Source organism: Pseudomonas sp. UBA4194, from assembly GCF_002379585.1.
Lineage (GTDB): Bacteria > Pseudomonadota > Gammaproteobacteria > Pseudomonadales > Pseudomonadaceae > Aquipseudomonas.
Genome location: NZ_DFUE01000043.1, coordinates 64,301 through 89,981 on the forward strand (window position 1 = coordinate 64,301; position 25,681 = coordinate 89,981).

The 25,681-nt window shown below is 62.1% G+C and carries 27 protein-coding genes and 1 pseudogene; 17 read left to right on the forward strand and 11 right to left on the reverse strand.

The window, feature by feature from the left end; all coding sequences use genetic code 11:
• Positions 1-87 precede the first annotated feature (87 nt).
• Positions 88-1,122: a LacI family DNA-binding transcriptional regulator gene (locus B3397_RS11605; protein WP_296250100.1), complete on the reverse strand. Its 1,035-nt coding sequence runs from the start codon at positions 1,120-1,122 to the stop codon at positions 88-90.
• Positions 1,123-1,349: 227 nt separating this feature from the next.
• Between B3397_RS11605 and B3397_RS11610 the strand changes: the two genes are divergently transcribed.
• Both B3397_RS11610 and B3397_RS11615 read left to right on the forward strand, forming a co-directional pair.
• Positions 1,350-2,252, forward strand: a complete 903-nt coding sequence (locus B3397_RS11610; RefSeq protein ID WP_296250103.1) for an alpha/beta hydrolase — start codon at positions 1,350-1,352, stop codon at positions 2,250-2,252.
• Positions 2,253-2,335: 83 nt separating this feature from the next.
• Complete coding sequence (locus B3397_RS11615; protein ID WP_296250106.1) at positions 2,336-3,244, forward strand: formate/nitrite transporter family protein; 909 nt, start codon at positions 2,336-2,338, stop codon at positions 3,242-3,244.
• 55 nt (positions 3,245-3,299) lie between these two features.
• Here B3397_RS11615 and B3397_RS11620 read toward each other — a convergent pair whose 3' ends face one another.
• The gene (locus B3397_RS11620; RefSeq protein ID WP_296250108.1) at positions 3,300-4,397 is read right to left on the reverse strand and encodes an MBL fold metallo-hydrolase; all 1,098 of its coding nucleotides are present in this window, start codon (positions 4,395-4,397) and stop codon (positions 3,300-3,302) included.
• 283 nt (positions 4,398-4,680) lie between these two features.
• Here B3397_RS11620 and B3397_RS11625 point away from each other — a divergent pair, with 283 nt between their 5' ends.
• Both B3397_RS11625 and B3397_RS11630 read left to right on the forward strand, forming a co-directional pair.
• Positions 4,681-7,278: a bifunctional diguanylate cyclase/phosphodiesterase gene (locus B3397_RS11625; protein ID WP_296250109.1), complete on the forward strand. Its 2,598-nt coding sequence runs from the start codon at positions 4,681-4,683 to the stop codon at positions 7,276-7,278.
• Between the two features lie 116 nt (positions 7,279-7,394).
• Positions 7,395-8,591, forward strand: a complete 1,197-nt coding sequence (locus B3397_RS11630) for a GAF domain-containing sensor histidine kinase (protein ID WP_296250111.1) — start codon at positions 7,395-7,397, stop codon at positions 8,589-8,591.
• 30 nt (positions 8,592-8,621) lie between these two features.
• Here B3397_RS11630 and B3397_RS11635 read toward each other — a convergent pair whose 3' ends face one another.
• Entirely contained in the window at positions 8,622-9,281 is a 660-nt protein-coding gene (locus B3397_RS11635; protein ID WP_296250113.1) for a LysE family translocator, read from the reverse strand.
• 176 nt (positions 9,282-9,457) lie between these two features.
• Between B3397_RS11635 and B3397_RS11640 the strand changes: the two genes are divergently transcribed.
• Together B3397_RS11640 and B3397_RS11645 are read left to right on the forward strand one after the other, a co-directional pair.
• Positions 9,458-9,856 carry a YidH family protein gene (locus B3397_RS11640; protein ID WP_296250115.1) on the forward strand — a complete coding sequence of 133 codons (399 nt, stop codon included), beginning with the start codon at positions 9,458-9,460 and terminating at the stop codon, positions 9,854-9,856.
• On the forward strand, positions 9,853-10,179 hold the full coding sequence (locus B3397_RS11645) for a DUF202 domain-containing protein (protein WP_296250116.1): 327 nt from the start codon (positions 9,853-9,855) through the stop codon (positions 10,177-10,179). Before B3397_RS11640 ends, B3397_RS11645 begins: the two co-directional genes overlap by 4 nt.
• A gap of 3 nt (positions 10,180-10,182) precedes the next feature.
• On the opposite strand, the gene B3397_RS11650 is transcribed toward B3397_RS11645, so the two are convergent.
• Positions 10,183-10,818: a DUF998 domain-containing protein gene (locus B3397_RS11650; protein ID WP_296250117.1), complete on the reverse strand. Its 636-nt coding sequence runs from the start codon at positions 10,816-10,818 to the stop codon at positions 10,183-10,185.
• A gap of 143 nt (positions 10,819-10,961) precedes the next feature.
• Here B3397_RS11650 and B3397_RS11655 point away from each other — a divergent pair, with 143 nt between their 5' ends.
• Positions 10,962-11,378 carry a GNAT family N-acetyltransferase gene (locus B3397_RS11655; RefSeq protein WP_414704377.1) on the forward strand — a complete coding sequence of 139 codons (417 nt, stop codon included), beginning with the start codon at positions 10,962-10,964 and terminating at the stop codon, positions 11,376-11,378.
• On the opposite strand, the gene def is transcribed toward B3397_RS11655, so the two are convergent.
• The 3 genes from def to B3397_RS11670 all read right to left on the reverse strand — a co-directional run bounded on the left by def (position 11,332) and on the right by B3397_RS11670 (position 13,247).
• Entirely contained in the window at positions 11,332-11,871 is a 540-nt protein-coding gene (gene def, locus B3397_RS11660) for a peptide deformylase (protein WP_296250123.1), read from the reverse strand. The genes B3397_RS11655 and def overlap by 47 nt on opposite strands.
• An 11-nt stretch (positions 11,872-11,882) precedes the next feature.
• On the reverse strand, positions 11,883-12,887 hold the full coding sequence (locus tag B3397_RS11665; RefSeq protein ID WP_296250126.1) for a YihY/virulence factor BrkB family protein: 1,005 nt from the start codon (positions 12,885-12,887) through the stop codon (positions 11,883-11,885).
• Positions 12,888-13,067: 180 nt separating this feature from the next.
• A complete protein-coding gene (locus B3397_RS11670; protein WP_296250127.1) occupies positions 13,068-13,247 on the reverse strand; it encodes a CsbD family protein in 180 nt (59 codons plus the stop codon).
• Between the two features lie 230 nt (positions 13,248-13,477).
• Between B3397_RS11670 and B3397_RS11675 the strand changes: the two genes are divergently transcribed.
• Complete coding sequence (locus tag B3397_RS11675) at positions 13,478-13,858, forward strand: hypothetical protein (RefSeq protein WP_296250129.1); 381 nt, start codon at positions 13,478-13,480, stop codon at positions 13,856-13,858.
• 76 nt (positions 13,859-13,934) lie between these two features.
• Here the strand turns inward: B3397_RS11675 and B3397_RS11680 are convergent, their stop codons facing one another.
• Complete coding sequence (locus B3397_RS11680; RefSeq protein ID WP_296250132.1) at positions 13,935-14,771, reverse strand: CvfB family protein; 837 nt, start codon at positions 14,769-14,771, stop codon at positions 13,935-13,937.
• A 337-nt stretch (positions 14,772-15,108) separates the two neighbouring features.
• On the opposite strand from B3397_RS11680, the gene B3397_RS11685 reads away from it, so the two are divergent.
• The 4 genes from B3397_RS11685 to B3397_RS11700 all read left to right on the forward strand — a co-directional run bounded on the left by B3397_RS11685 (position 15,109) and on the right by B3397_RS11700 (position 18,057).
• A complete protein-coding gene (locus B3397_RS11685) occupies positions 15,109-15,297 on the forward strand; it encodes a hypothetical protein (protein ID WP_296250134.1) in 189 nt (62 codons plus the stop codon).
• Positions 15,298-15,454: 157 nt separating this feature from the next.
• Positions 15,455-16,174: a TorF family putative porin gene (locus tag B3397_RS11690; protein ID WP_296250138.1), complete on the forward strand. Its 720-nt coding sequence runs from the start codon at positions 15,455-15,457 to the stop codon at positions 16,172-16,174.
• Between the two features lie 68 nt (positions 16,175-16,242).
• Positions 16,243-17,118 carry a DUF6279 family lipoprotein gene (locus B3397_RS11695; RefSeq protein ID WP_296250140.1) on the forward strand — a complete coding sequence of 292 codons (876 nt, stop codon included), beginning with the start codon at positions 16,243-16,245 and terminating at the stop codon, positions 17,116-17,118.
• Positions 17,119-17,193: 75 nt separating this feature from the next.
• Complete coding sequence (locus tag B3397_RS11700) at positions 17,194-18,057, forward strand: MBL fold metallo-hydrolase (protein WP_296250143.1); 864 nt, start codon at positions 17,194-17,196, stop codon at positions 18,055-18,057.
• A 34-nt stretch (positions 18,058-18,091) separates the two neighbouring features.
• On the opposite strand, the gene B3397_RS11705 is transcribed toward B3397_RS11700, so the two are convergent.
• Both B3397_RS11705 and B3397_RS11710 read right to left on the reverse strand, forming a co-directional pair.
• Positions 18,092-18,337 (reverse strand): BrnA antitoxin family protein, encoded by a 246-nt coding sequence (locus B3397_RS11705; RefSeq protein WP_296250147.1) that lies wholly within the window; start codon positions 18,335-18,337, stop codon positions 18,092-18,094.
• Complete coding sequence (locus B3397_RS11710) at positions 18,258-18,593, reverse strand: BrnT family toxin (RefSeq protein WP_296250150.1); 336 nt, start codon at positions 18,591-18,593, stop codon at positions 18,258-18,260. The genes B3397_RS11705 and B3397_RS11710 overlap by 80 nt, the downstream gene beginning before the upstream one ends.
• Positions 18,594-18,866: 273 nt before the next feature.
• Here B3397_RS11710 and glcD point away from each other — a divergent pair, with 273 nt between their 5' ends.
• Genes glcD through B3397_RS11735 form a run of 5 tightly spaced genes read left to right on the forward strand, consistent with a single transcriptional unit; the run spans position 18,867 to position 25,311 of the window.
• The gene (glcD, locus tag B3397_RS11715) at positions 18,867-20,366 is read left to right on the forward strand and encodes a glycolate oxidase subunit GlcD (protein WP_296250153.1); all 1,500 of its coding nucleotides are present in this window, start codon (positions 18,867-18,869) and stop codon (positions 20,364-20,366) included.
• Entirely contained in the window at positions 20,366-21,427 is a 1,062-nt protein-coding gene (glcE, locus tag B3397_RS11720; protein WP_296250155.1) for a glycolate oxidase subunit GlcE, read from the forward strand. Before glcD ends, glcE begins: the two co-directional genes overlap by 1 nt.
• Positions 21,428-21,429: 2 nt before the next feature.
• Positions 21,430-22,677 carry a glycolate oxidase subunit GlcF gene (gene glcF, locus B3397_RS11725; RefSeq protein ID WP_296250158.1) on the forward strand — a complete coding sequence of 416 codons (1,248 nt, stop codon included), beginning with the start codon at positions 21,430-21,432 and terminating at the stop codon, positions 22,675-22,677.
• A 36-nt stretch (positions 22,678-22,713) separates the two neighbouring features.
• The gene (locus B3397_RS11730) at positions 22,714-23,115 is read left to right on the forward strand and encodes a heme-binding protein (protein ID WP_296250161.1); all 402 of its coding nucleotides are present in this window, start codon (positions 22,714-22,716) and stop codon (positions 23,113-23,115) included.
• 15 nt (positions 23,116-23,130) lie between these two features.
• Positions 23,131-25,311, forward strand: coding sequence for a malate synthase G (locus tag B3397_RS11735; RefSeq protein WP_296250163.1), 2,181 nt, complete (start codon positions 23,131-23,133; stop codon positions 25,309-25,311).
• Between the two features lie 147 nt (positions 25,312-25,458).
• Here B3397_RS11735 and B3397_RS11740 read toward each other — a convergent pair.
• Positions 25,459-25,681 (reverse strand): annotated as a pseudogene (locus tag B3397_RS11740) (gfo/Idh/MocA family oxidoreductase); the annotation flags it as partial.

Sequence of the window (25,681 nt, forward strand, 5' to 3'; positions counted from 1 at the left end):
ATTGGCTGCCGTGAACAGTAGGGGATTGTAGGAGGATTGGCAAGGGGTTCGATCTGGCAGCGCCTGGTTTGCCGAGCGCAGCAGACTTCAAAGCCGCCCGGTACTTTCCCGTTCCACTATCTCGAAGCCGATATCCTGCGCTACAGGCTCGCCCCCCTCCCCGTTCAGCCTGTTGAGTAACATCGTTGCCGCCGCTGTACCCATGGCACGGCCATCGATGCGTACGGTGCTCAACGGGGGAAAGGTGTGCGCGGCGAAATTCATGTCACCAAAACCGACCACCGCCAGTTGCTCAGGCACCTTGACGCCTTGGGCAGCGGCCTCGGTCAGCACACCGTGGGCAAGGGTATCGGATGTGCACACCACCATCAGTGGCCGCGGCGCGCTTTGCAGCACGTTGCGCAAGCCTTCGCGCCCGTGGGCCAGGGTAGGCAGGCCCTCGAACACCTGGCGGCGCACGTCAGTGATGCCTCGTTCGGCGAGGGCACGCAGGAAGCTCTGGCTGCGCCGCGAGCCCCTGGGGTCGTTGACCGCCAACAGGGCGAAGTCACGGTAGCCACTGGCAAGCAGATGTGCGGCCAGTCGTTCGCCGACCTGCTCGTGGGAAAAACCCACCAGCATGTCGATGGGATCGTTGCTCAAGTCCCAGGTTTCGACGACCGGGACGCGGCTGGCGCGCAGCCGCTGGCGGCTGGCTTCGGTGTGCAGTGTGCCGGTCAGGATGATGCCATCGGGCCGACGGCTGAGAATGACCTCCAGCAGTTCCTGCTCCTGATCGGCCTGGTAACCCGAGGTGCCCAGCAGTACCTGGTAACCGGAAGTGGCCAGCCGCTCGGCAATGGCCTGGAACGTGTCGGAAAAAATCGGATTGGTGAGCATGGGCACCACCACGGCCACCAGACGGCTGCGGTTGGACGCCAGGGCACCGGCGACCAGATTGGGCACGTACCCGGTTTCCTCGATGGCCTTGAACACCTTTTCCCGGGTCTGCGGCTTGACCTGGGCCGGCTGGTTCAGTACCCGCGATACGGTCATCGGCGCCACACCCGCGCGCTTGGCCACATCGATCAAGGTAACGCCGCCCGTGGGCCGGGATCTTGTGCCGGGTGTCTTGGCTGCCATGAAGAGTTCGCATCGATGAAAGTGACGCCGATGCTACCATTTTCGGCTGCCATGGACGCAGCGCCCGGGGCCCGTTGCCCCATGCTGCCTGTCATCGGCTGGATTGCCGAGAGCCTTGCTTCAGAGCCCTGGGCGGCGTATTCAGACATTCATTGAAATCATTTCGTAATGGAACAGCCCGGCTGCTCTAAAGGTCCAGTAACTAGATCCTCCTGGAGTTTTCCTGCATGGCGACGCCCTCCCCCGCGCCGCGCCGTCGGCGCTGGCTGCCCTTCCTGCTGCTGGCCCTGGCCATCGGCGTCGGGCTGCCCTATGGCTGCTCGCAACTGGCGTACAAGGAGCGCCAGTTGCTGTTCAATATCGAGCCCGGTACCGCCAGCTGGTACTCAGGGCTGCCCACCGGGGTGACCGAATTGCAGATTCCCGTGGCCAAGGCACTGAGCAGCACCCAGTACCTGCACGCCTGGTGGTGGCCGGCAGCCCGGGCGGATGCGCCGTCAGTGCTGTACTTGCACGGCACTCGCTGGAATCTCACTGCACAGGTACGGCGTATCAGCCAATTGCGAGAGCTGGGGTTTTCGGTACTGGCCATCGACTACCGCGGCTTTGGCGAGAGCCCCGGCGACCTGCCCTCGGAGAGCACTGTCTACGAAGATGCCCAGGCAGCTTGGGAGCGACTGGTGGAGCTGCAACCCGAGGCGGGCAAACGCTACATCTACGGCCACTCGCTGGGCGGCGCCATTGCCGTGGAATTGGCCGAAAGGCTGGCCGACAAAGACGAACCCAAGGCCGCAGGCCTGATCGTCGAATCGACCTTCACCGATCTGGCGGCCGCCGCCGCAGCGGTGGCCAATACACCACTGCCCGTGCGCTGGATCATGTCGGAGAAATTCGACTCCATCGACAAGATCGCCGACATCGGCATTCCGGTCCTGATCGTTCACGGGCTGGACGACCGCTACGTGCCTTCACGTTTCAGCCAGGAATTGTTCGAGGCCGCAGCGCCCCCCAAACAGCTGTTGCTGGTGCCCGGTGGTACCCACAACAACAGCATGACCCTCGGCAGCCGCGAATACGCCAAGGCCCTGCGCGAGGTGTTTGGCCTGCAGCCTACGTTAGGGGTGCGCTGACGCAACTAAATCACCCTGGCGGCGGTCATTGCTGTGGAAGTCGTGCATAGGCACCGGCTCCATCCGTCCAGCCAGGAAATCTCATGGAAAAGCACGAACCGAGCCTCGACAGCCCCGAGGAAGAAGGCAAGACCCCCGGCCTGTCCGCCGACGAGAAGGATGAGGTCGACGAGAACCAGCCACCCCGCGCGGCGGTGTTGCACGAGATCATCCGCACCCAGGGCGATCATGAACTGGAACGCACCGTCGCTGCCCTGTTCTGGTCTGCCCTGGCGGCAGGCCTGACCATGGGCCTGTCGCTCATGGCCATGGGCCTTTTCAACTCCCGCCTGCCCGACGGTGAAACCAGCAAAGTGATTTCCAGCCTGGGCTACTCGGCAGGTTTTCTCGCGGTGATTCTGGCACGCCAGCAATTGTTCACCGAGAACACGCTCACCGCCGTACTGCCGGTGATGAGCAAACCGAGCCTGGGCAACTTCGGCCGGTTGTTCAAGCTGTGGGGCGTGGTATTGGGAGGCAATCTGGTGGGCACCTTGCTGGTGTCCTATGTGATGCTCTATCTGCCCATCTTCGATGCCAAGACCGATGTCGCCTTCCTCGAGATCGGCCGCAAGGTCATGGAGAACGACATCAACCAGATGTTCGCCAAAGGCATCATCTCGGGCTGGATGATCGCCACCATGGTGTGGATGATCCCGTCCCAGGAAAGCGCCAAGATATGGATCATCATCCTGATCACCTACCTCATGGCGTTGGGCGACTTTACCCACATCGTCGTGGGTTCGGCTGAAGTGTCCTACCTGGTATGGGCCGGCGAGCTCAGCTGGAAAGCCTTCTGGTTGCACTTTGCCGGCCCCACCCTGGCAGGCAACATCATCGGCGGCAGCTTCATCTTTGCGTTGATCAGCCATGCTCAGATCAGAAGCGAAAGCGGCGCGCCCCCCAAAGGTAAAAAAACCAAGAAGAACACCCGCCAGGAACCCGACCTGTAGCAGCGGATTCATCCGCGTCCGAACTTACCCGTCTCTCAAGCCCGCCACCCTAGGCTCAAGGCTGGGAAGCCGACGAATCGCTGGTCACCGTGGCCGGCGATTCGGTCTGCAGCCACCAATGCACACCCGGTTGCGGATGGCGCATGTCCACGCGCTCACCCATGCGCGGCGTGCTCAGCGCCACCCCTTTGGCCTGGGCCAGCGCCGAAATCCGGTCGAAAGGTTCGTGCCAGTCGTGGATCGCCAGATCGAAGGTGCCATTGTGAATCGGCAGCAGATGCTTGCCACGCAAGTCCAGGTGCGCCTGCAGGCTCTCCTCGGGCTGCATGTGCACGTGCGGCCAGGCGACGTTGTAGGCGCCGGTTTCCATCAGCGTCAGGTCGAAGGGCCCGAAGCGATCACCGATCTGCTTGAACCCCGCGAAATAGCCGGTATCGCCGCTGAAAAACACCTTGAAGTCACCATCGATGATCACCCAGGACGCCCAGAGCGTACTGTTGCTGTCGAACAGACTCCGTCCGGAAAAATGCTGCGACGGCGTGGCCACCAAACGCAGACCGGCTACCTCGGTCTCCTGCCACCAATCCAGCTGACGCACCTTGCTGGCCGGCACGCCCCACTCCATCAGGCGATCACCCACGCCCAGGGTGGTGAAGAAGTGCTCGGTTTTCTCGGCCAGCGCCTTTACCGCCTGCTCATCCAGATGGTCATAGTGGTCGTGAGACAGGATCACCGCCTTGATCGGCGGCAACTCGGCGATGCTGATCGGCGGCTGGTGAAAACGCAAAGGACCGGCCCACTGCACGGGCGACGCGCGTTCGGAAAAGACCGGATCGGTGATGAAGAACTCACCGCGCAGCTTCATCAGCACCGTGGAATGGCCCAGGCGCCAAAGGCTGTGGTCCGGCGCGGCCAGCAACTGCTGACGACCCAGGCCGTAAACGGGCAATGCCGACTGGGGGCGGGTCCCGGCAGGCTTGCTGAGCAACAGATACTTGAGGCCGATACGCAGCTTCTTCAGAAAACCGTCCTTGGGCAATTCGACCTGATTGCGGAACTGGCCATCCTCGCGCAGAGCAGGTTTGAGTTCTTCGGCGTTGGATGAAAGCGACGACATAAGCGCAAACGCTCCGAGGAAAAGGGAAAATTTCATACAGCCCTCTGGCTGACAGAAGCGGTCTCCAGCATACGCCTTCACGGGCTGGAGGAAAGCGCCGAGGGATGACAAGGCGTGACCACAATGGCCCTTTGACAACCGTTCATCAGCGCAGCCCGGGGTGCGCGGCTGATTCTGTGAACGGTGTAGCAAAACGCCACAACCCTGGCGCAGAGACGACCGGTCAGGGTGGCGGGGAACCATGGCGCGACCATACTCGTCCAGATAAAGACAAGGAGTCACCGCGCAAGCCAACGCTCTGCTCGCAAGGACCGCTGCCATGAATACCACTGCCCCTCAAGATTCACCTGCACGCCATTCAATCCACACGCAACGTTTTGTATTGTCACTGGCCGCCCTGTTCGCCATTGGCGTGGCCATCGCCGGCGGGACGCTGCTCAACATCGCCGCCAGCCTCGACGAAGACGCGGTCACCCAGAGCCGCTTCTATACTCAACGCGCACTCGACAACCGCATTGCCACTTCGAAAAACTACATCACCAGCTACGCCTATTGGACCGCCGCCTACGACCATCTGACCGGCGAGGTCGACAAGCGCTGGGCCTATGACGAACGCAATATGGGCGAAACCCTGTACAGCATCGATGGCTACGAAGGGGTTTTCGTGGTCGATCAGGGCCAGACGCGCTATGCCGTGGTTCGCGGGGCACTCACCCAGCAGCCCATCGAGCGCTTCTTCAAGGCGCCCCTGGCAGACCTGATCGACAATGCAAGAACCGCCCCCGGCGCTACCCCCGTGAGCCGCTATGGCATTTTCGAGGGCTGGCCGGCGATCATTTCCGCACAGCTGATTCTGCCCAACGATGACCGCCGCGACGCGGATCGCAACAGCGCCTCGGTGCTGCTGTTCGTCGACCAGCTGACCCCCACCAAGCTGGCGCGCCTGGGCAGCGATTACGACCTGCCGGCCCTGACCGCCGTGGACAACCTGGCGGACCACAGCACCGGCCCTCGTCTGGCGTTGGACCAGACCGGCTTCAGCCTCTCGTGGGAGCCCCGCCAGCCCGGCAATGAGCTGCTCTGGTCGGTGGTACCGGCCATGAGCGCCGTTGTGCTGACCCTGGCCTTGCTGCTGCTGTGGTTTTTTCGGCATGCCCTGCGCGCCTCGCGACAGGTCGACAGCAGCTACGCCCGCCTGCAGAGCACGCACCAGACATTGGAAGCCAGCGAAGAGCGCTTCCGCGCCGTGGCCGAGGCAGCCTCGGACTGGATCTGGGAAACCGATGAATACAACCGGCTGACCTACCTTTCCAGCCGCTTTGCCACGGTCACCGGGTTTCACAACGATACCTGGCAGGGCCAACCCATCGAGCTGCTGCTCAACTGCGACACCACCCCTTTGAAGTTGTGGCTGCACCATCTCGACGGCGAACAGGGGCTGAACAACCTGCGCTGTTCCTACCGGGATCACGGCGGCCAGCAACGCTACTGTCGGGTGGCGGCCCGCCCTATCCTGCGCGGCAGCACCTTGCTGGGTTACCGCGGCACGGCCACCGACATCACCGACGAAGTCGCCGCTCATGCGCAGATTGCCCACTTGTCCATGCACGACGCCCTGACTGGCCTGTGCAACCGCCACAAGCTGACCCGCTTCCTCGATGAAACACTGGCCAAGCGTGACGACCCAACGCCGCTGACCTTGCTGCTGCTGGACCTGGACAACTTCAAGCCCATCAACGATTCCCTGGGTCATCCGGCAGGCGACGCGGTATTGCTGGAGATTGCCGGGCGTTTGCGCGACAGCACCCGCGATGGCGACCTGGTGGCGCGACTGGGGGGTGACGAATTCGTGATCGTGCTCAGCGCCATGCACAACGCGCTGGAGATCGACCGCTTCTGCCAGCGTCTGATCGATAACGTCCAGCGTCCGGTCTTTTACGATGATCAACCCTTGCATGTCGGGGTGAGCATCGGCGTGGTGCAAAGCCGGCAGCACGACTGCGACGCCAACGAGTTGCTGCGCTGTGCTGACATCGCCCTGCAGGAAGCCAAGGGCGACGGCAAAAACACCTGGCGGTATTTCGCCTCGCAGATGAACGATCAGATTCAGCAACGCCGACAATTGGAAATCGACCTGCGCATGGCGGTGAAACACCAGCAGTTCGTCCTCTATTACCAGCCACGCTACAAGGTCGACGGCAAGGAAATCGTCGCTGTCGAGGCCCTGGTGCGCTGGGAGCATCCGGTAGAAGGACTGTTGGCGCCGGACACCTTCATCCCGCTGGCTGAGCAGACCGACCTGATTGTTCCTTTGGGGCGCTGGGTGCTGCGCGAGGCCTGCGAGACCGCCCGCCACTGGCCGGAAAGAATCACGATGTCGGTCAACCTGTCGCCGGTGCAATTCAGCCGTAGCGATGTAGTGCGCGACGTGCGCGACGCCCTGATGCAAAGCCGCCTGCCCGCCAGCCGCCTGGAGCTGGAGATTACCGAGAACGTGATGCTCAACGACATCGACGGCGCCCTGAGCACCATGATCAGCCTCAAAGAGCTGGGCGTGCGCCTGAACATGGACGACTTCGGCACCGGTTACTCCTCGCTGGGTTACCTGCGCACCTACCCGTTCGACGGCATCAAGATCGACAAGCGTTTCATCGCCAATATGGGCAATAGCGACAAAGACCGCGCCGTGGTGCAGGCGATCATCAACCTGGCCAAGGCCATGGGGCTGACGGTCACCGCCGAAGGGGTGGAAACCGCGCAACAACTGCAATGCCTTGGCCACGACCAGTGCCACGAGGTACAAGGCTTCTTCCTCAGTCGCCCCGTGGACCGCTATGGCTTTGAACGCCTGCTCAAGCTGCAGGGGAAGCTGCGCGGGCCTGCACAAGCCAAGCAGGTGACGATGGCGACCCGGTAGCTCGCCATCGTCACCTGCAAGAGCTTTTTACAGCAGCAGGCGTGGCCGCTAGACTGAGCGCACCGTTAAGCCGGGGCATCGTCCCCCCGCACATCGTTCAACTCAGTGGACACGTCATGGTCAAGACTGTAGCTGCGGACATCGCCATCATCGCGCGCATCAATGCCGTGCCCGCCATCCTGCAAGTGATCTGCGAAACTACCGGCATGCGCTTTGCGGCGGTGGCTCGCGTTACCGAGACTTCCTGGACCGCCTGCGCGGTACTCGACACCCTGGGTTTCGGCCTGGATGTTGGCGGCGAGCTCGACGTCAGCACGACCCTGTGCCACGAGATCCGTGCCAGCCATCAGACCGTGATCATCGACAAGGCCAGCGAGGACGAACTGTACTGCGCCCATCACACGCCCAGGATCTACCGGTTCGAAAGCTACATTTCGGTGCCGGTGTTCCGCACCGATGGCAGCTTCTTCGGCACCATCTGCGCCCTCGACCCGCGCCCCGCCAACCTCAAGAGCAGTGCGATCCGGCCCATGATGGAATCGTTCGCGCGGCTGCTCTCGGTGCAGATGGAAACCGAAGAGAACTACCAACGCACCGAGGCTGCCCTGGTCGAGGAGCGGGAAATCGCCGACCTGCGCGACCAGTTCATCGCCGTGCTGGGGCACGATCTGCGCAACCCGTTGTTCGCCATCGGCGCCGGCGCCGAGCTGCTGCAACGGCGCATCACCGATGAGAAAAACCTGGGCATCGTCAAACACATTCAGACCAGTGCCCGCCGCGCCTCACAGCTGATCGAAGACGTCCTGGACTTCGCCCGCGGACGGCTCGGCGCTGGCATCGTGGTGGACCTCAAGGACTGCCCGGAGCTGGCGAAAAGCCTTGAGCACGTCGTCTCCGAGATCCAGCGCATACATCCGCAACGCACCATCGAACTGAACATCGGTGACCTGAACGGCATCGTCTGTGACGTGGAACGGGTTGGGCAACTGCTGTCCAACCTGGTCGCCAACGCCATCAGTCACGGCGCCCCACAGGGCCCGGTGCGCGTATCGGCCCACGTCAACGAAGGGGCTTTCGCGCTTTCGGTGCATAACCAGGGCGACCCCATCCCTGCCGCCGTCAAGACGCAACTGTTCAAGCCCTTCTCCCGGCCAGGCCGCAACAGCCCGCGCAGTGGCCTGGGTCTGGGCTTGTACATTGCCCAGCAAATCGCGCTGGCCCACGGCGGCCACATGGACGTGACCTCGACCGAGGCCGGTGGCACGCTGTTCGTGTTCAATCTGCCGCTGCAGCGCCCGGTTCAGCCGCGGTAGGTGCCTTCAGCGGTGCGCAGCGCTGTCGCTTTACCCACCGACAGCGGGCAGCGGCGCACCGACGATGAACTCGTTGTACCCCGAAACGATCACGTACACGGCGAAGTAGCAGAAGATGGCCGCAGAGGCGAAGTACGAATAGCGCAGCAGCTTGTCGCCCAGCAGCTTGCCCCCTTGGCTGGCCGCGGTGCAGATGAACAGGCACCACAGCACACCGGCGCAGAAGAAGCCGGACAGGAACAGCACGGTACTCAGCCCCCCCTCGCCGCCCGAGCGGGAAATCAGCACACCACCCACTGCTGCGAACCATAGAATCGCGGTAGGCGATGACATGGCCAGGAAGATGCCACGGCCGAACTCCTTGAAATTGGAGCCGTCGTCGGCCTTGGCCGTGAGGTCCAGGTGCGCGCCACTGCGCAAGGCCGCCATAAGCATCTTGATCGCGAAGTAGATCAGCAACGCCGATCCGCCAAGCCACAGCGTCCAGCGCACTGCCTCGTATTGCAGCAGCACGGTCATGCCCGCCAGCGCCAGCACGGCATAGATCAGATCGCCGAAACAGGTGCCCAGGCCCAACCACAGTCCGCGGCTGAAACCGCGCTGCATGGCCAGGGTGATCATGGCGATATTGGCGATACCGAGGTCCAGGCAAAGCGAGAGGGACAGGAGAAAACCGCTGGTGAACTGCATGTGGCGTCCGTGTGCACAAGTCATGGGGGCGCCATTGTAGCGACTTCCCTGACATCGAGGCGCTGCGTGGCCAGTGTCGGTACGACATCGACATGCCAGAATCGGCCCGCAGTCAAGCAGGCCTCGCTTGCACAATGTTAGGATCGCTCAACCACCCCCACCATTCTGGCAATTCCATGGCGAGACCTGACCCCGGGATCCCTCCCAGCAATGAACGCAGCGCCCGACAACTGAAGCTGTTGGCCGGTGGCTGCGAGCCTGACCCACGTTTCACCCTGGCCAATGAACGCACGTTTCTGGCCTGGATTCGCACCGCCCTGGCGCTGATGGCGGGCGGCATCGCCGTCGAAGCCTTTACCGCCGACGTGTTCATTCCAGAGTTCCGCAAGGCCCTGGCAATCATGCTGCTGCTGTTGGGCATGCTGCTCAGCGCCAGTGCCAGCGTGCGCTGGCTGAACGTGGAGCGGGCCATGCGCAACAAACAGCCGCTGCCAATCCCGCTGTTGGTACCGTTGCTGTCGATCGGTGGCGCGCTGGTGACCGCCGCACTCATCGCGTTCGTGGTGATGCGGTGAATGCCCGCCCGGGCCACACCGATGAAGGCCTGCAACCGGAGCGCACCCTGCTGGCGTGGGGCCGCACGCTGCTGGCGATGCTGGTCGCAAGTTTGTTCTTTCTGCGCTGGACGCCCCACCACGGCGGCTTCGCTGGAGGGCTGATCGGCTTGACGTTGCTGGTGGCGCTGCTGATCTGGGTCAGCCAGCAACACCGCTATCAACATCGTGTGGCGGGTATCAACGCAGCCTGCTTCCCGGCTGATGTACGCGCAGTGATGGGTCTGGGCGCCATGGTGACCCTGATCGGCGCTGCCGCCATCTGGATCACCCTGGCGGCCTGAAAGCTAGACGTGCAGAGTACGCTCGCGCTGCAGCAGCGCCCACGCCAGGCCCGCCACCCAGATCAACGACGCGAAGTAATTGACCCGCTGAAACAGGCCGAAGCCGCGGCCCACGTCTATTGCCGCCGCCATCCACGGCAGACAGCCCAAGGCGAACAGCGTGCATACCAGCGAGAACCACACCAGGCCCTTGCTGCCTTGACGGCGAGCCACGAAAATCCATAGCGCACTGGCCAGCAACAGGCTGAACGCCATGACCAGACCGGCAAGATTGTGCAGATTCTGTGCGCTGGACGCGGTCTCGGGGGCGCAGCCGGCATCGCAGGAGAAGAGCCCTGCGGCAATGCTGGCCAGCCCATGAAGGGCAATCAGCAGGCCGCTGGCGCGGGCCAGGAGATTGCCGGGGTAGCGCTGGGCCACGCCCACACCAAACAGGACCAACAGCACCCCCAGGGGGTAGTTGGTGATCAATGGCGAAATGAAATGTGTGGGTGAGTCCACCGCTCCCAAGACGCCCATCGCCTGATTGATATGGCTGTAGCCGGGGTACAGGCTACCGGTGATAACCAGGGCGACCGCCAGCCAGAACGGGCTGACCAGGCCGGCCAAATATAGAACCTTGCGAATCGGCTGCTGCACTGTTCCAGCTCCGTGAGAAAAAGAGGCCCGGACCTTACTACAGGGCTGGCGCACGGGCGAAGCACTTTTTCCTGCCCAGATACATTAGTGGCTGGACAGCAACAACAGGACACACACTAGTGGAATTCAACGAACTCGACGCCATGTCCAGGCCGCTTCTGGACAAATTCTATAAAGCCCAGCGCAGTGGCATGCGCAGCGCTGGAGAGGGTCGCTGGTGGGTTGCCCGGGAAAGCGAGATCGTTGCCGGTTTGAGCCTGACCCCGATCGCCGACGGCCACTGGCTGACCGGGTTGCTGGTGGCTGCGCCAGTGCGTGGCCGGGGGATTGCCCGACTCTTGCTCGACCGTGCGCAAGTCGCCGTGGGCGGGCCCTTGTGGCTGTTCTGCCACCCCGACTTGCAAGGGTTTTATGGGCACCTGGGTTTCATGCCCAGCACCGAACTCCCCGCTCAATTGCAACAAAGGCTCGCACGCTATCAGGCGAGCAAGCCTCTGGTGGCTATGGAGCGAGTCAGTCGTCCTGGCTGGGATCGAGGCCTGGAAATAGCACTTCGGTAAAGCCGAAGCGGCTGAAATCCGTGATATGCGAGGGGTACAGGCGACCGATCAAGTGATCGCATTCATGCTGCACCACTCGCGCATGAAAGCCATTGGCGACGCGCATGATGGGCTGCCCCTGAGGATCGAAGCCCTCGTAGCGGATGCTTTGATAGCGCTGCACCACCCCACGCAGTCCCGGCACCGAGAGGCATCCTTCCCAGCCCTCTTCCAGCAACGGCGTCAGTGGGGTGATCAGGGGATTGAGCAGTACCGTCTGCGGCACCGGCTCGGCATCTGGATAACGTTCACTGCGCTCGAAGCCGAAAATCACCAATTGCAGATCGACGCCGATCTGCGGGGCCGCCAGACCTACGCCGCCGACGTGGGCCATGGTCTGGAACATGTCGGCGATCAGTTCGTCGAGCTCGACGCTGCCAAACAACGAATCAGGCACCGGCTGGGCAATGCGCAACAAGCGCTCGTCGCCCATCTTCAGGATGTCGTGAATCATGGGGCTTCCCGTCAATAGTCAGCTTTGCCCGGGGTGGATCGCGTCGGCACCGGGATGGAATGATCACGCCCCAGCCCCGACACCGGCATGTTCGGTGTCTCGTCGACGTTATCGGGGTCGGTCTTGTCGATCACAGGGCCGGTTTCATCGGGATCCTTGCCGCCCTTTTCCTTGCCTTCGGCCGACATGTGCTCGATCACGGCGTTCATTTCCGCGCCCAGCAGCAGCACGGCCGAGGAAATGTAGAAGTAGAGCAGCAAGACGATGATCGCGCCGATACTGCCATACATGGCGTTGTAGTCGGCGAAGGTTTTCACGTAATAGGCAAAGCCCAGCGAAGCCACGATCCATACCACGACGGCGAGCATGGAGCCGGGCGTGATGAAGCGAAATTCCTGCTTCACATCCGGCATCACGTAATAGATGACCGCGATGGCAATCATCAACAGGATGACGATCAAGGGCCAACGCAGGATGGTCCACAGGGTAACGATGAAATCTTCCATGCCAATCTGCCCCGCCAGCCATTGCATGACTTGCGGACCTGTGACCATCAGCGCGGCCACCGCCAGCAGCATTACTGCAAGACCTATGGTGTAGAGGATCGACAGCGGAATGCGCTTCCAGGCCGGACGCTCTTCGACCACGTCGTAGGCGGCGTTCATCGCGCTCATGGTCAGCCGCACACCGGCCGAGGCCGTCCACAATGCCACTACGATACCAATGGACAACAGGCCGCCTTTGGACTGCTGAAGCTGGTCGATGACCGGGTTTACCTGCTCCAGTGCCTGGGGCGGCAGCACCAGCTCGGACTGCATGCGCATCCAGGAGAAAAAGTCAGGCAGGTGCAGAAAGCCGATCAGGGCAATCAGGAACAGCAGGAACGGGAACAACGAGAACAGCATCTGGTAGGCCAGAGCGGACGCGTAGGTCGACATCTCGTCATCGATGAATTCTTTGACGGTGCGGACCATGACCTTCATGAAAGGCAGATCACGCATGTGGGGAAATATCATAGCGACTCCTTGCGCCACTGGACGTTCGGTAAACACCGGGTAATCACGGCGGGCGACTTTCTACAGCAAACCCATGCGAAATACGACAGTCAGTGTGTGTACTTCCTTGTCAGCCTGACAGCACAACGGCCACCCGAGGATGACCGTTGCGCTCGACAATCAGGCAGAAGCAACTCTACCTCAAGGCTTTTTTACTGCATCCTTCACGTCGCCTTTGACTTGCTGGGCTTCGCCTTTTTTCTCTTGAACTACACCTTTGGCTTGCAGTTCGTCGTTGCCGGTCACTTTGCCGACGCCTTGCTTGATGTTGCCGACAGCTTCGTTGGCCACGCCTTTGACTTTATCTTTTGTGCCACTCATGGTGTCTCTCCTGATCAGGAATTAGGTGTCTTGTTCCGACATAGAAATGGACTGGCAAGCAGGCCGCAGAGTTTCAATTTTATTTTCGGCGGGGGTGGGCTGCGGTGATTGCGGACCGGGCCGCCTGTCAGTGCAAATTCACGGCAAGCCTTTATGTTCGATGGTTTTACCCGCAGAATGCCGGTCGGATTCGGCCAGCGCGCCGGAGCGTCATACCTGTAGGAACCGTCATGAAACTCGACAAACCCCTGGCCATTGCCCGCCGCAACAAAGAACTGGGCGGCGCAGTGCTCGGCGTCAACAACTGCCAGTTCACCCTGCTCGATGCCAGACGCAACATCTGGTGGTTCGATATCCCTGTCAGCCGTCTGCAGATCGGGCAGTACGAATGGATTCACCTGCTGCTGCACACCCCTGACAGCGATGAACTGTTGCATTTGAAAGTGCCGACGGCTTATTTGCGCGAGAACCTGGAGGGGCTGGTGGTCCGCAATGCCGGCAAGCGCAAGTCCACGGTCAGCCTGGAGCTGAGCGCGGACAAGGATTCACTGCTCAAGGATGTGCGGCCGGCGGGGAGCGGTGTGAGCTTTGTGCAGTTTTTGCAGAAGTAAGGAGAGCGGGTCGAGCCTGGGGGGACGGAGGTGAAGGGTGCCCTTCCCCCCCCATCCCATGGATACTTCTACCCGATCAAACCAACTCGATCCGATCGCTGTGGATCACGATCTGCCCTTCCTTGTACAAGGCGCCGATGGCCTTCTTGAAGTTACCCTTGCTCACCCCGAACAGATCACTGATCACCTGAGGGTCGCTCTTGTCGCTCACTGCCAGCGTGCCCTGGTTGGCGCGCAGCTTGTCCAGAATCTGCGCGTTCAGGCTGCTGGCCAGTTGCGCGCCAATGGGCTGCAAGCTCAAGGCAATCTTGCCATCGCTGCGCAACTCCTTGATGAAGCCCTTTTCCTGCTTGCCCGAGCGTAGAAACTTGAACACTTCGTTCTTGTGGATCAGGCCCCAATGGCTGTTGTTGATGATGGCCTTGAAACCCATGTCGGTTTCCTCGGCCACCAGGAGGTCAACTTGCTGGCCCACTTCGTACTTGGCGGGCAGCTTGTCCAGATAACGGTCCAGGCGCGCGGTGGCGGTGATGCGCCGGGTGCGCTTGTCCAGATAGACATGCACCACACAGTACTCGCCGGCCTTAAGCTGCCGCTTCTCTTCGGAGTACGGCAGCAGCAGGTCCTTGGGCAGGCCCCAGTCGAGGAATACCCCGATACTGTTGACTTCGACAACCTTGAGGCTGGCAAACTCGCCGACCTGAACTTTCGGCTTCTCAGTAGTGGCCAACAACTTGTCTTCGCTGTCGAGATAAACGAAAACATTCAGCCAGTCTTCGTCCTCACTGGGAATATCCTTGGGAATATAGCGGTTAGGCAATAAGATTTCGCCGTCGGCACCACCATCCAGATAAAGACCGAAATCCGTATGTTTAACCACTTGCAGCGAGTTGTAGCGCCCGACTAGAGCCATTTCAAGAATTCCTCATTACGTGATCGATATTCTACCCGAGAACCGGTGTTCACGCTGCGCCGCCTCGTTTGCGCGCAATGGGCTTGCACGCCGCGATTCTCAGCAGGCGCGAGCCGGGCGGCGCCTGCGACCTCGGCTGCCCCGGCGACGGGCTCGCAACGTTCCAAGCGGTCCGACGAGAGGTACCGGCTTCAGCAAAAACAGTCACTTACATGAACAATTCGCGGAACAATCGGCAATTATCGCGACAGGCGAGAGTCTGGCGGGCGGTTATTTGTCCCCGAAAACTGCGCAATTCATGTACAATGCGTGGCCATAGAAATTTTGACACAGGTTAATGGCAGCCATGCGCGTTAAAGCATCCAACAGCAAAGTCAAGCCAGCCCCAGCCGTTGAAACCAGCGAATCGATCAACGAGCAGATCGCTGCGTTCCTCAAATCCGGCGGCGAAATCCAGAAGATCGAAAAAGGTGTCAGCGGTCAGACGTTCACGCCGTCCAAGCACATCAGCCTGGGCAAGAAGTAAGCGACTCGCCCGGCCTGCGTGCCGGGCAAAACCTGCTCAACCCCCCTTCGCTTGAAGACCAGTTCCCCCGAATCGACGAACGGCGCCGCCAGGCGACCATTGAGCGGTATGCTTGCACCCGTCTAGATCGGGCCTTCTTGGTCCACTGGAGGTATGCATGCTCAGACCCAGCCTGTTATTGATTGCCGGCATTCTGGTTCACCCCTCTACATATGCGCAGGTCATCCAGCGCGACATCGGCGACTTCAGCCTCAAGCTCGGCACCACCCCTTCGCGCAGCATGGCGGCCGGCCTGGTGCAGCCCAGCACGGGCACGTCGTTTCACGGTGGCCTGGACCTGACCCACGACAGCGGCCTGTATTTCGGCCAATGGTCGCCCAGTATGGGACTCACGCCCACCAGCGAACTGGAGGTGGACTCGTACATGGGCTACAAGCACCCCTTCGACAATACGTTGGGTTACGAAGTGGGCGTCATCCAATACAGTTATCCCGACCTCGATGTAGCCGACACCCATGCCTTCTATGCCGGACTGCGGGTGCTGGACCGCCGCTTTGGCGTGGCCTTCAACAACACCCCGGATGTTCAGAACAGCACGCTGTTCGCCGATCTGGGCGGTCTGCCCCTGCTGAACGTCGGTTTCACCATGAAGGTCAGCAACCACCAACTGAGCACCCCATTCACCATTGGTGAAGGCCAGGAGGTGCGCGGCTTCAACGACTGGTCGCTGCAGATGTCACGCCCCCTGGGTGGTTTCGATCTGAATTTCATCTACAGCGGTTCGGATCTCAGCGGCGCCAACTGCGCTGCGTACTCCGGCCAGAATGGCCAGTGTGACAGCATGTTCATGGTCAAGGCCGAACATACGTTTTTCTAGCTCCCGCCTGAACCGCTCGCGCCCTGATGGCTCTATAACCACAAGAACGCCATCGCACGGACCGCCCAATGACTTCCCTGCCCTTGCACTACCTGCGCCATTGGCTGCTGCTCATTTGCCTCTGCCTGGGTACCAGCGCCTGTACCCGCGTGGACCTGGCCTACCGCAACCTCGATGTGCTGATTCCCTGGTCGCTCAACGACTACCTGGATATGAATCGCGATCAGAAGAGTTGGTTCGATGATCGGCTCAGGGAGCATCTGAGCTGGCATTGCAGCACCCAACTGGCCAGCAATCTTGAGTGGCTGGACCGTGTCGAACAGATGGTCGCCACCCAACAGGTCACGCCCGCCACACTGGGCGAGCGCACCAGGGAAGCCAAGGAGGCCATCGCCGAGATCGCCACGCGGGTTACCCCATCTGCAGTAGAGCTGCTGCAAGGACTGGACGACAATCAGGTGCGCGCCATGCAGCAAGCCTTCGAAGAGGATGTCGCCAAGCGGCGCAAGGAATACGTCAACGTGCCGCTTGCCGAGCAGATCGACGACCGCGCCAAGCGTATGCAGAAACGCCTGGAGCCCTGGTTCGGTAAACTCAACAGCGCTCAGCAGCAACGGATTCGCAGCTGGTCACAGAGCCTGGGTGAGCAGAACAAGGATTGGATCGACAACCGCGAACACTGGCAAGCCCAGTTCATACGGGCACTCGATGAGCGTCGCTCCGCAGAATTCTCGCAACGAATCGCGCAACTGCTGCAACGCCGCGAGACCTTGTGGACCCCGCAGTACCAGGCTGCCTACGCCCGTACCGAGCAGGCCGCTATCGACCTGATGGTGGGACTGGCCGCCGACAGTACGCCGGAACAACGCCAGCGTATCCAGGCAAAACTGACGGAGTTGCGCAGCGACTTCAGCCGTCTGAAATGCCTGAAACAGCCCGGCTGACCCTCAGGGCTTACATGAGCCGCGCCGACGCTTCACAATAGTGCGCCTCACTCTCGAACATGCCAGGTGGCTTCCATGACTCCCCGCATCCAGGCGTTCTTCGACGACGCATCGTCCACCTTCAGCTACGTGGTGTACGAGCAAGCCGGCGGCCCGTGCGCCATTATCGATTCGGTGCTGGACTTCGATCCGAAATCCGGTCGCACCGGCACCACGCATGCCGAGCGGATCAAGACGTTCGTGCAATCGCACGACCTGCAGGTGCAATGGCTACTGGAAACCCATGCCCACGCCGATCACCTGTCCGCCGCGCCTTGGCTGAGAAGTCAACTGGGTGGCCGCATCGCGATTGGCGAAGGTATTCGTCAAGTGCAGAAGGTGTTCAAGGCCGTGTTCAATCTGGAGCCGAACTTTCGCCTCGACGGCTCGCAGTTCGACCACCTGTTCCAGGACGGCGAACCCTTCCAGATCGGCAACATCCCCGCCCGAGCATTGCACGTCCCTGGCCATACCCCGGCGGATATGGCCTTCGTCATTGGCGAGAACACCCTGTTTGTCGGCGATACGCTGTTCATGCCGGATGTGGGCACTGCGCGCTGCGATTTCCCGGGTGGCGATGCGCATCAGTTGTATCGTTCGATCAGCCGCCTGCTGGCGTTTCCACCTGATACCCAGCTGTACCTCTGTCACGACTACCCGCCCGAAGGTCGCCGCGAACAGCCTGATACCACGGTAGCCGAACAACGTCGCAGCAACATCCACGTGCGCGACGGCATCAGCGAAAACGAGTTCGTCGAAATGCGCACCACCCGCGACGCCACCTTGCCGATGCCCATGCTGCTGATGCCGGCGGTGCAGGTGAACATCCGCGCCGGAGAGCTGCCCCCAGCGGAAGACAACGGTGTCCGGTATCTGAAGATCCCGCTGAACAGCCTGTGACTGGACGCTGGGGCAGACCCAGGTCACCCAGCGTTCAGGAATGCGCCTGCATGTAGTGCCGCAACAGCTGGTTGATACGCGTCTGGTAACCACTGCCCTGCGCCTTGAACCACTCCAGCACGTCGGAATCAAGGCGTATGGTCACCGCTTTCTTGGAGGGCAGACGTAGTTCGGCGGTGCGAAAAAACGCCTCGTCGAGCTCAGGAATCTCGGTGGTGTCGATCTCTTCGTCCGCCATCTCGGCCAGGCGCTGGAAATCGGTTTTCGATGGCTTGGGCATAGAGCCGCACCTCCTGTTTGGTGGCCTTGCGGGCCGAAATGATTCGAATGGTGTCACCGGCAGGCTCGGTATAGATGACCACGGCCACTGCGGCGGTCAGCCAGCCAATCGCTATCCAGCGTTCCTCGCCGTAGCAGTTACGCGGGTCAGGCCGGATAAACACGGGATGTGAAAACACAGCCGGAACATCGCTGAAATCAATCCCGTGCTTGCACCTGTTGATGTGGTTCTTGTGTGCATCCCACTCAAATCGCACACGACCACCTGTATTTACAGATGTACATACACTACTCCTTCGAACTGGCTCCTTCCAGAACAAAGATGTAACACGACAAGGTGCGGCAAAACATGCAGGCACCTGTTGGCAAACGTAACTGCGCAGCAACGCTTTCGATCAAGCCACCGCGGCCGGCAAGGAAGCCTCTGAACAAAAATAATGCGGCGTACCCGTGCGTTTGCCTATGGACAGTAGTGCCCGCTCGGACCAATGATGGTTCGACAAAAACAACAAGCCAGTGGTCAGCCAGCCATGAGTATCCTCTACGATGAACGGGTCGACGGCGCCTTGCCGCGTGTCGACAAGGGCGCCCTGATCGCAGCGCTGCAGGCGCGGGCGCCGGATCTGACGGTGCTGCACAGCACCGAAGAGCTGCGCCCTTACGAATGCGATGGCCTCAGCGCCTACCGCACCACGCCGATGCTGGTGGCATTGCCCGAGCGCATCGAGCAGGTCGAGACGCTGCTCAAGCTGTGCCACGAGCGCAAGGTGCCGGTAGTGGCCCGCGGCGCCGGGACCGGGCTTTCGGGCGGCGCGCTGCCATTGGAGCAAGGCGTGCTGCTGGTAATGGCGCGCTTCAAGCAGATCCTCGAGATCGACCCCGCCGGCCGCTGGGCCCGGGTACAGCCCGGCGTACGCAACCTCGCCATTTCCCAGGCGGCCGCGCCCCATGGGTTGTACTACGCCCCCGACCCCTCCTCACAGATTGCCTGCTCGATCGGTGGCAATGTGGCGGAGAATGCCGGCGGTGTTCACTGCCTCAAATACGGGCTGACTGTGCACAACCTGCTCAAGGTCGAAATGCTCACCATCGAGGGCGAACGCCTGACTTTGGGCAGCGACGCGCTGGACTCTCCTGGCTTCGACCTGCTGGCCCTGTTCACCGGCTCCGAGGGCATGCTCGGCATCATCACCGAAGTCACGGTCAAGTTACTGCCCAAACCACAGGTGGCCAAGGTCCTGCTGGCCAGTTTCGATTCAGTGGAAAAAGCAGGGCGGGCAGTGGCTGACATCATCGCCGCTGGCATCATTCCGGGTGGTTTGGAAATGATGGACAACCTGGCCATTCGCGCCGCAGAAGACTTCATCCACGCAGGCTACCCCGTGGAGGCCGAAGCTATTCTGCTGTGCGAACTGGACGGCGTGGAAGCGGATGTCCATGACGACTGCCAGCGAGTGCATCAGGTGCTCACCCAGGCAGGCGCCACCGAGGTGCGTCAGGCGCGGGACGAAGTCGAGCGCATGAAGTTCTGGGCTGGGCGCAAGAATGCCTTCCCCGCCGTGGGTCGCTTGTCGCCGGATTACTACTGCATGGACGGCACCATTCCCCGCCGCGCGCTGGCGGGGGTGCTCAAGGGCATCACCGAACTGTCCACAGAATATGGCTTGAGGGTGGCCAACGTATTCCATGCCGGCGACGGCAATATGCACCCCTTGATTCTGTTCGATGCCAATCGCGCAGGCGAGCTGGAGCGCGCGGAAATGCTGGGCGGCAAGATCCTAGAGTTGTGCGTGGCGGTGGGCGGCAGCATCACCGGCGAACACGGCGTGGGGCGGGAAAAGATCAATCAGATGTGCGCCCAGTTCAACAGCGACGAGCTGACCCTGTTTCACGCGATCAAGGCGGCGTTCGATCCAGACCGTCTGCTCAACCCCGGCAAGAACATTCCGACCCTGCAGCGATGCGCCGAGTTCGGCGCCATGCATATTCACCACGGGCAGTTGCCCTTCCCGGAACTGGAGCGCTTCTGATGGCCGAGCACGATCACGACGCCAGCACCCAGTGGTTGGAGCAGGTCCGGGAGGCGCTGGCCGATGACCGCCCGCTGCGCATCCAGGGCGCCAACACCAAGCACTTCCTGGGACGTGCCTGCGCCGGCCAGGTGCTCGATACCCGCACCCATCGAGGCATCGTCACCTACGACCCCACCGAACTGGTGATCACCGCCCGTGCCGGCACCCCTCTGGCCGAATTGCGTGCTGCCGTGGACGCCGCCGGCCAGATGCTGCCCTTCGAACCACCGGCCTATGGCGAAGGCGCCACCCTGGGTGGCACCATCGCTGCCGGGCTGTCCGGGCCGCGCCGGCCGTGGGCCGGCTCCGCTCGGGACTACGTGTTGGGCACTCGGGTAATCACCGGCCTGGGCAAGCATCTGCGCTTCGGCGGCGAAGTGATGAAGAACGTCGCCGGCTATGACCTGTCCCGCCTGATGACGGGCAGCTTCGGCACACTGGGCTTGCTCAGCGAAGTGTCCCTCAAGGTGCTGCCCAAGCCCCGCGCCTGCTTCAGCATCAGAATTCATACCGACATCGAGCGGGCCCTGCACAAGCTCAGCGAGTGGGGCCAGCAGCCGATGCCGATCAGTGGCGCCTGCCACGATGGCGAGCACTTGTACCTGCGCCTGGAAAGCGGCGAAGGCTCAGTGGCGGCGGCCCACGAGCGGGTCGGTGGCGAACCGGTGGACTCCTGCTTCTGGGACGAACTGAACGAGCATCGCCTGGCTTTCTTCGATGACGCCCGACCGCTGTGGCGGTTGTCACTGCCGAACAATATCGGCCCGCTGCCATTGCCCGGCGAGCAACTGATCGACTGGGGTGGCGCGCAGCGCTGGCTGAAGTCCGACGCCGACGCGCCGCGGATTCGCCAGAGCGTTGCTGAAGTGGGCGGGCATGTCACCTGCTACAGCCCAGGGGTAACCGATGCGCCGTTCCAACCGCTGCCTGCCCTGCTGCTGCGCTACCACCGCCAGCTCAAGGCACAACTCGACCCTCAGGGTATCTTCTGCCCTGGCCGCCTGTATCCGGAGCTCTGACCATGCAGACCCATTTCAGCGAACAGGCGCGTCAGTTGCCCCGCGCCGAAGAAGCCGAGCGCATTCTGCGCAGCTGCGTGCATTGCGGTTTCTGCAATGCCACCTGCCCCACCTACCAACTGTTGGGCGATGAACTCGACGGCCCACGCGGTCGCATCTACCTGATCAAACAGGTGCTGGAAGGCAACGAGGTCACCGCGCATACCCAGCTGCATCTGGACCGCTGCCTGAGCTGCCGCAACTGCGAAACCACCTGCCCTTCCGGGGTGGAGTATCACAACCTGCTGGACATTGGCCGTGCGCTGGTCGATCAGGCCGTGCCACGTCCTGCCGAGCAGCGCTGGCTGCGCGGCGGGCTCCGGGCCCTGACACCCCATCCCGGTGCATTCAAGGCCATGGTGCAGCTGGGACAGGCCTTCCGCCCGCTATTGCCGCAACGCCTGCGAGACAAACTGCCTCGTCAGGTGCACGCCCCCGTGGCTCGCCCTACGGCAAACCACGCACGCCAGGTGCTGATGCTCGAAGGCTGTGTGCAGCCTGGGCTGTCACCCAACACCAATGCCGCGACCGCTCGGGTGCTGGATCGCCTGGGCATCAGCGTCACCGACGTGCGTCAGGCCGGCTGTTGTGGCGCTGTCGACTACCACCTGGACGACCAGGCCAAAGGTCTGCAACGCGCCAGGCACAATATCGATGCCTGGTGGCCGGCGATCGAAGCCGGTGCCGAGGCCATCGTGCAGACCGCCAGTGGCTGCGGCGCGTTCATCAAGGACTACGGCCATCTGCTTGAACACGATCCGGCGTACGCGGCCAAGGCCCGGCGAGTCAGTGCCCTGGCCAGGGACCTGGTCGAAGTGCTGCGCGATGAACCCGTCGAAAAACTCGAGGCACGCACCGATCTGCGCCTGGCGTTCCACTGCCCCTGCACCCTGCAACATGCGCAGAAACTGGGCGGCGTGACCGAGGACCTGTTGCGCCGCCTGGGCTTTCACTTGACCGATGTGCCCGATAGCCATCTATGCTGCGGTTCAGCCGGCACCTATTCGGTGACGCAACCGGTGCTGGCGCGGCAGCTGCGCGACAACAAGCTCAACGCGCTGGAGAGCGGTCGCCCGCAAGTGATCGCCACGGCCAACATCGGCTGCCAGAACCACCTCGACGGCGCTGGGCGTACGCCCGTGCGGCACTGGATCGAGTTGGTGGAGCAGGCATTGCCCGAACACCCATTGGCTCGACAACCGTTACCCTGAAACCGACCACAGACGACCACAGACTGGAGAAGCACCATGCAGAGCAAAGCTATCCTTGGCCACGAAGACGTCACCCGCATTCTCGCTGCCGCCCGCGCCGAAGCGTTGAAGAACAATTGGCCGGTGGGGATTGCCGTAGTCGATGACGGTGGCCACTTGCTGGCTTACGAACGCCTGGACGGCGCCGCCGCCAGCACTGCCTACATCGCCCCGGGCAAGGCGCGCACCTCGGCGCTGGGGCGCAAGGAGTCGAAGGTGTTCGAGGACATGGTGAACAACGGCCGCACGGCGTTCCTGTCGGGCGGCATCATGACCTGCCTGGAGGGCGCGGTGCCGCTGGTGTTCGAAGGGCAGGTGATCGGCGCCATCGGCGTATCCGGCGTCAAGGCCTCCGAAGACGCCCAGATTGCCCGTGCCGGCGCGGCAGCACTGGCCTGAACCGGAGGAGCGACCATGAACCCTCGCATGAGAGCGCAGCGCCTGCAGGTGGATCGCACGCTGTACGATTTCATTGAAAACGAAGTGTTGCCCGAAAGCGGCATCGAATCGGAAGCGTTCTGGACCGGCTTCGATGCCTTGGTTCATCACCTCGCGCCGCAAAACCGCGTGCTGCTGGCCGAGCGCGACCGCTTGCAGGCGGAGCTGGACCAATGGCATCGCGCGCACCCAGGGCCGATCCAGGACCCAGGCGCCTATCGCAGTTTCCTCGAATCCATTGGTTACCTGCTGCCCCAGCCGGACCATGTGCAGATCGACACCACTGCGGTCGACAGCGAGATTGCCTTGCAGGCCGGTCCGCAATTGGTGGTGCCGGCAACCAACGCCCGCTACGCCCTGAACGCCGCCAACGCGCGCTGGGGCTCGCTGTACGATGCCCTGTACGGCACCGACGCGATCCCCGAGAGCGACGGCGCAGCCCGCGGCAAGGGCTACAACGAAGTGCGCGGCAGCAAGGTAATCGCCTTTGCCCGTGCCCTGCTCGATCAGAGCGCGCCGCTGGCCGGCGGCTCCCACAAGGACGCCACCGCCTACGCGATCATCGATGGGCAACTGCAGGTCCAGCTGAGCGACGGCAGCCACAGTGCCCTGGCCGACCCTGGCCAGTTCGTGGGTTTCCAGGGCGAAGCGTCACAACCGGTGGCGGTGCTGCTCAAGCACAACGGCTTGCACATCGAAATCCAGATCGATCCAACCTCACCCATCGGTCGCACCGATGCCGCCGGGGTCAAGGACCTGCTGCTCGAGGCGGCGCTGTCCACCATCATCGACTGCGAGGACTCGGTCGCGGCGGTGGATGCCGCCGACAAGGTTCAGGTCTATCGCAACTGGCTGGGCCTGATGAAGGGTGACCTGACCGAGGAGCTGGACAAGGGCGGCAAGCGCTTTACTCGCCGGCTCAATGCCGACCGCCAATACCACACCCCAAGCGGTGGCAGCCTGAGCCTGCATGGCCGTTCGCTGCTGCTGATCCGCAACGTCGGCCACCTGATGACCAATCCGGCGATCCTCGACGGCGAAGACCGCGAAATCCCCGAAGGCATTCTGGACGGGGTGGTCACCAGCCTGATCGGACTGTACGACCTGCAGCGACGCGGTAACTCACGCGCCGGCAGCCTGTACATCGTCAAACCGAAGATGCACGGCCCCGCTGAAGTGGCATTCGCCCACACGCTGTTCAGCGCCATCGAGGACTTGCTCAAGCTGCCGCGCCATACCCTCAAGATCGGCATCATGGACGAGGAACGGCGTACCTCGGTGAACCTCAAGGCCTGTATTGCTGCGGCGAAATCGCGAGTGGCGTTCATCAACACCGGCTTTCTGGATCGCACCGGCGACGAGATCCACAGTGCCATGCAGGCAGGGCCCATGCTGCGCAAGGGCGACATGAAAGGCAGCGCCTGGATTGCCGCCTACGAGCGTAACAACATGCTCACGGGCCTGGCCTGCGGCCTGCGCGGCAAGGCACAGATCGGCAAGGGCATGTGGGCCATGCCCGACCTGATGGCCGACATGCTGGTGCAGAAGATCGGTCACCCCAAAGCGGGCGCCAATACCGCCTGGGTACCCTCGCCCACTGCGGCCACACTGCATGCCCTGCATTACCACCAGGTGGATGTGAGCGAAGTGCAGCAAACCCTGGAACAGATCGACGCCAGCGGCGAACGCGATGAGCTGCTGAACAATCTGCTGACCATTCCGGTGGTGGCCCAGGCCCAATGGTCGGCCGAACAGATCCGCCAGGAGCTGGACAACAATGCCCAGGGCTTGCTGGGCTACGTGGTGCGTTGGGTCGAGCAGGGCATCGGTTGCTCCAAGGTGCCGGACATTCACGACGTGGGCTTGATGGAGGACCGCGCGACCTTGCGCATTTCCAGCCAGCACCTGGCCAATTGGTTGACCCACGGTGTGGTGAGTCGCGAGCAGGTCGTCGAGACCTTGAAACGCATGGCCCGGGTGGTGGATCAGCAGAACGCCGGCGATCCCTCGTACCGGCCCATGGCCGACGATTTCTCCGCATCGGTAGCGTTCAAGGCCGCCAGCGCGCTGGTGTTCGAGGGGTGTGAACAACCGAGCGGGTATACCGAACCGCTGTTGCATCAGTTCCGTTTGGCGTTCAAGCGGGATCAGGGGTAGTTGGCAGGGTTGGGTTTTGCGGTGAATGGTCCCCTCACCCCAGCCCTCTCCCTGAGGGAGAGGGAGCCGAACAATGGCGTTGCGGATATCGGCGATCTGCTTTTAGCTCCCTCTCCCTCAGGGAGAGGGCTGGGGTGAGGGGACCATTCACCACAAATCCCAACCCTGCCCCACCACCCTCGGCACACAGGCCCGCCCACTGCGCCCCGCCTCGGCGATGGCCTCCACCAGCGCCAACGTCCGGGCGCCATCCGCCACGCTTACCAGCGGCTGCACACGGCCCTGTGCCACCTCGATGAAATGCAACAACTGCAAACGCAGCGCTTCGTCGGCGGTGAACGTCTCTTGCACCTGCAACAGCGGCTCATGC

What these genes read in the sequence shown, in the direction of transcription:
- B3397_RS11635 (WP_296250113.1), bottom strand. Translation starts at nt 9,281, where the DNA reads ATGCAGTTCACCAGCGGTTTTCTCCTGTCCCTCTCGCTTTGCCTGGAC.
- B3397_RS11680 (WP_296250132.1), bottom strand. Translation starts at nt 14,771, where the DNA reads ATGGCTCTAGTCGGGCGCTACAACTCGCTGCAAGTGGTTAAACATACG.
- B3397_RS11705 (WP_296250147.1), bottom strand. Translation starts at nt 18,337, where the DNA reads ATGCCCAAGCCATCGAAAACCGATTTCCAGCGCCTGGCCGAGATGGCG.
- B3397_RS11630 (WP_296250111.1), top strand. Translation starts at nt 7,395, where the DNA reads ATGGTCAAGACTGTAGCTGCGGACATCGCCATCATCGCGCGCATCAAT.
- B3397_RS11685 (WP_296250134.1), top strand. Translation starts at nt 15,109, where the DNA reads ATGGCAGCCATGCGCGTTAAAGCATCCAACAGCAAAGTCAAGCCAGCC.
- def (WP_296250123.1), bottom strand. Translation starts at nt 11,871, where the DNA reads ATGATTCACGACATCCTGAAGATGGGCGACGAGCGCTTGTTGCGCATT.
- B3397_RS11605 (WP_296250100.1), bottom strand. Translation starts at nt 1,122, where the DNA reads ATGGCAGCCAAGACACCCGGCACAAGATCCCGGCCCACGGGCGGCGTT.
- B3397_RS11665 (WP_296250126.1), bottom strand. Translation starts at nt 12,887, where the DNA reads ATGATATTTCCCCACATGCGTGATCTGCCTTTCATGAAGGTCATGGTC.
- B3397_RS11620 (WP_296250108.1), bottom strand. Translation starts at nt 4,397, where the DNA reads ATGAAATTTTCCCTTTTCCTCGGAGCGTTTGCGCTTATGTCGTCGCTT.
- B3397_RS11655 (WP_414704377.1), top strand. Translation starts at nt 10,962, where the DNA reads ATGTCCAGGCCGCTTCTGGACAAATTCTATAAAGCCCAGCGCAGTGGC.
- B3397_RS11695 (WP_296250140.1), top strand. Translation starts at nt 16,243, where the DNA reads ATGACTTCCCTGCCCTTGCACTACCTGCGCCATTGGCTGCTGCTCATT.
- B3397_RS11735 (WP_296250163.1), top strand. Translation starts at nt 23,131, where the DNA reads ATGAACCCTCGCATGAGAGCGCAGCGCCTGCAGGTGGATCGCACGCTG.
- B3397_RS11640 (WP_296250115.1), top strand. Translation starts at nt 9,458, where the DNA reads ATGGCGAGACCTGACCCCGGGATCCCTCCCAGCAATGAACGCAGCGCC.
- glcF (WP_296250158.1), top strand. Translation starts at nt 21,430, where the DNA reads ATGCAGACCCATTTCAGCGAACAGGCGCGTCAGTTGCCCCGCGCCGAA.
- glcD (WP_296250153.1), top strand. Translation starts at nt 18,867, where the DNA reads ATGAGTATCCTCTACGATGAACGGGTCGACGGCGCCTTGCCGCGTGTC.
- B3397_RS11615 (WP_296250106.1), top strand. Translation starts at nt 2,336, where the DNA reads ATGGAAAAGCACGAACCGAGCCTCGACAGCCCCGAGGAAGAAGGCAAG.
- B3397_RS11690 (WP_296250138.1), top strand. Translation starts at nt 15,455, where the DNA reads ATGCTCAGACCCAGCCTGTTATTGATTGCCGGCATTCTGGTTCACCCC.
- B3397_RS11610 (WP_296250103.1), top strand. Translation starts at nt 1,350, where the DNA reads ATGGCGACGCCCTCCCCCGCGCCGCGCCGTCGGCGCTGGCTGCCCTTC.
- B3397_RS11670 (WP_296250127.1), bottom strand. Translation starts at nt 13,247, where the DNA reads ATGAGTGGCACAAAAGATAAAGTCAAAGGCGTGGCCAACGAAGCTGTC.
- B3397_RS11730 (WP_296250161.1), top strand. Translation starts at nt 22,714, where the DNA reads ATGCAGAGCAAAGCTATCCTTGGCCACGAAGACGTCACCCGCATTCTC.
- B3397_RS11625 (WP_296250109.1), top strand. Translation starts at nt 4,681, where the DNA reads ATGAATACCACTGCCCCTCAAGATTCACCTGCACGCCATTCAATCCAC.
- glcE (WP_296250155.1), top strand. Translation starts at nt 20,366, where the DNA reads ATGGCCGAGCACGATCACGACGCCAGCACCCAGTGGTTGGAGCAGGTC.
- B3397_RS11675 (WP_296250129.1), top strand. Translation starts at nt 13,478, where the DNA reads ATGAAACTCGACAAACCCCTGGCCATTGCCCGCCGCAACAAAGAACTG.
- B3397_RS11700 (WP_296250143.1), top strand. Translation starts at nt 17,194, where the DNA reads ATGACTCCCCGCATCCAGGCGTTCTTCGACGACGCATCGTCCACCTTC.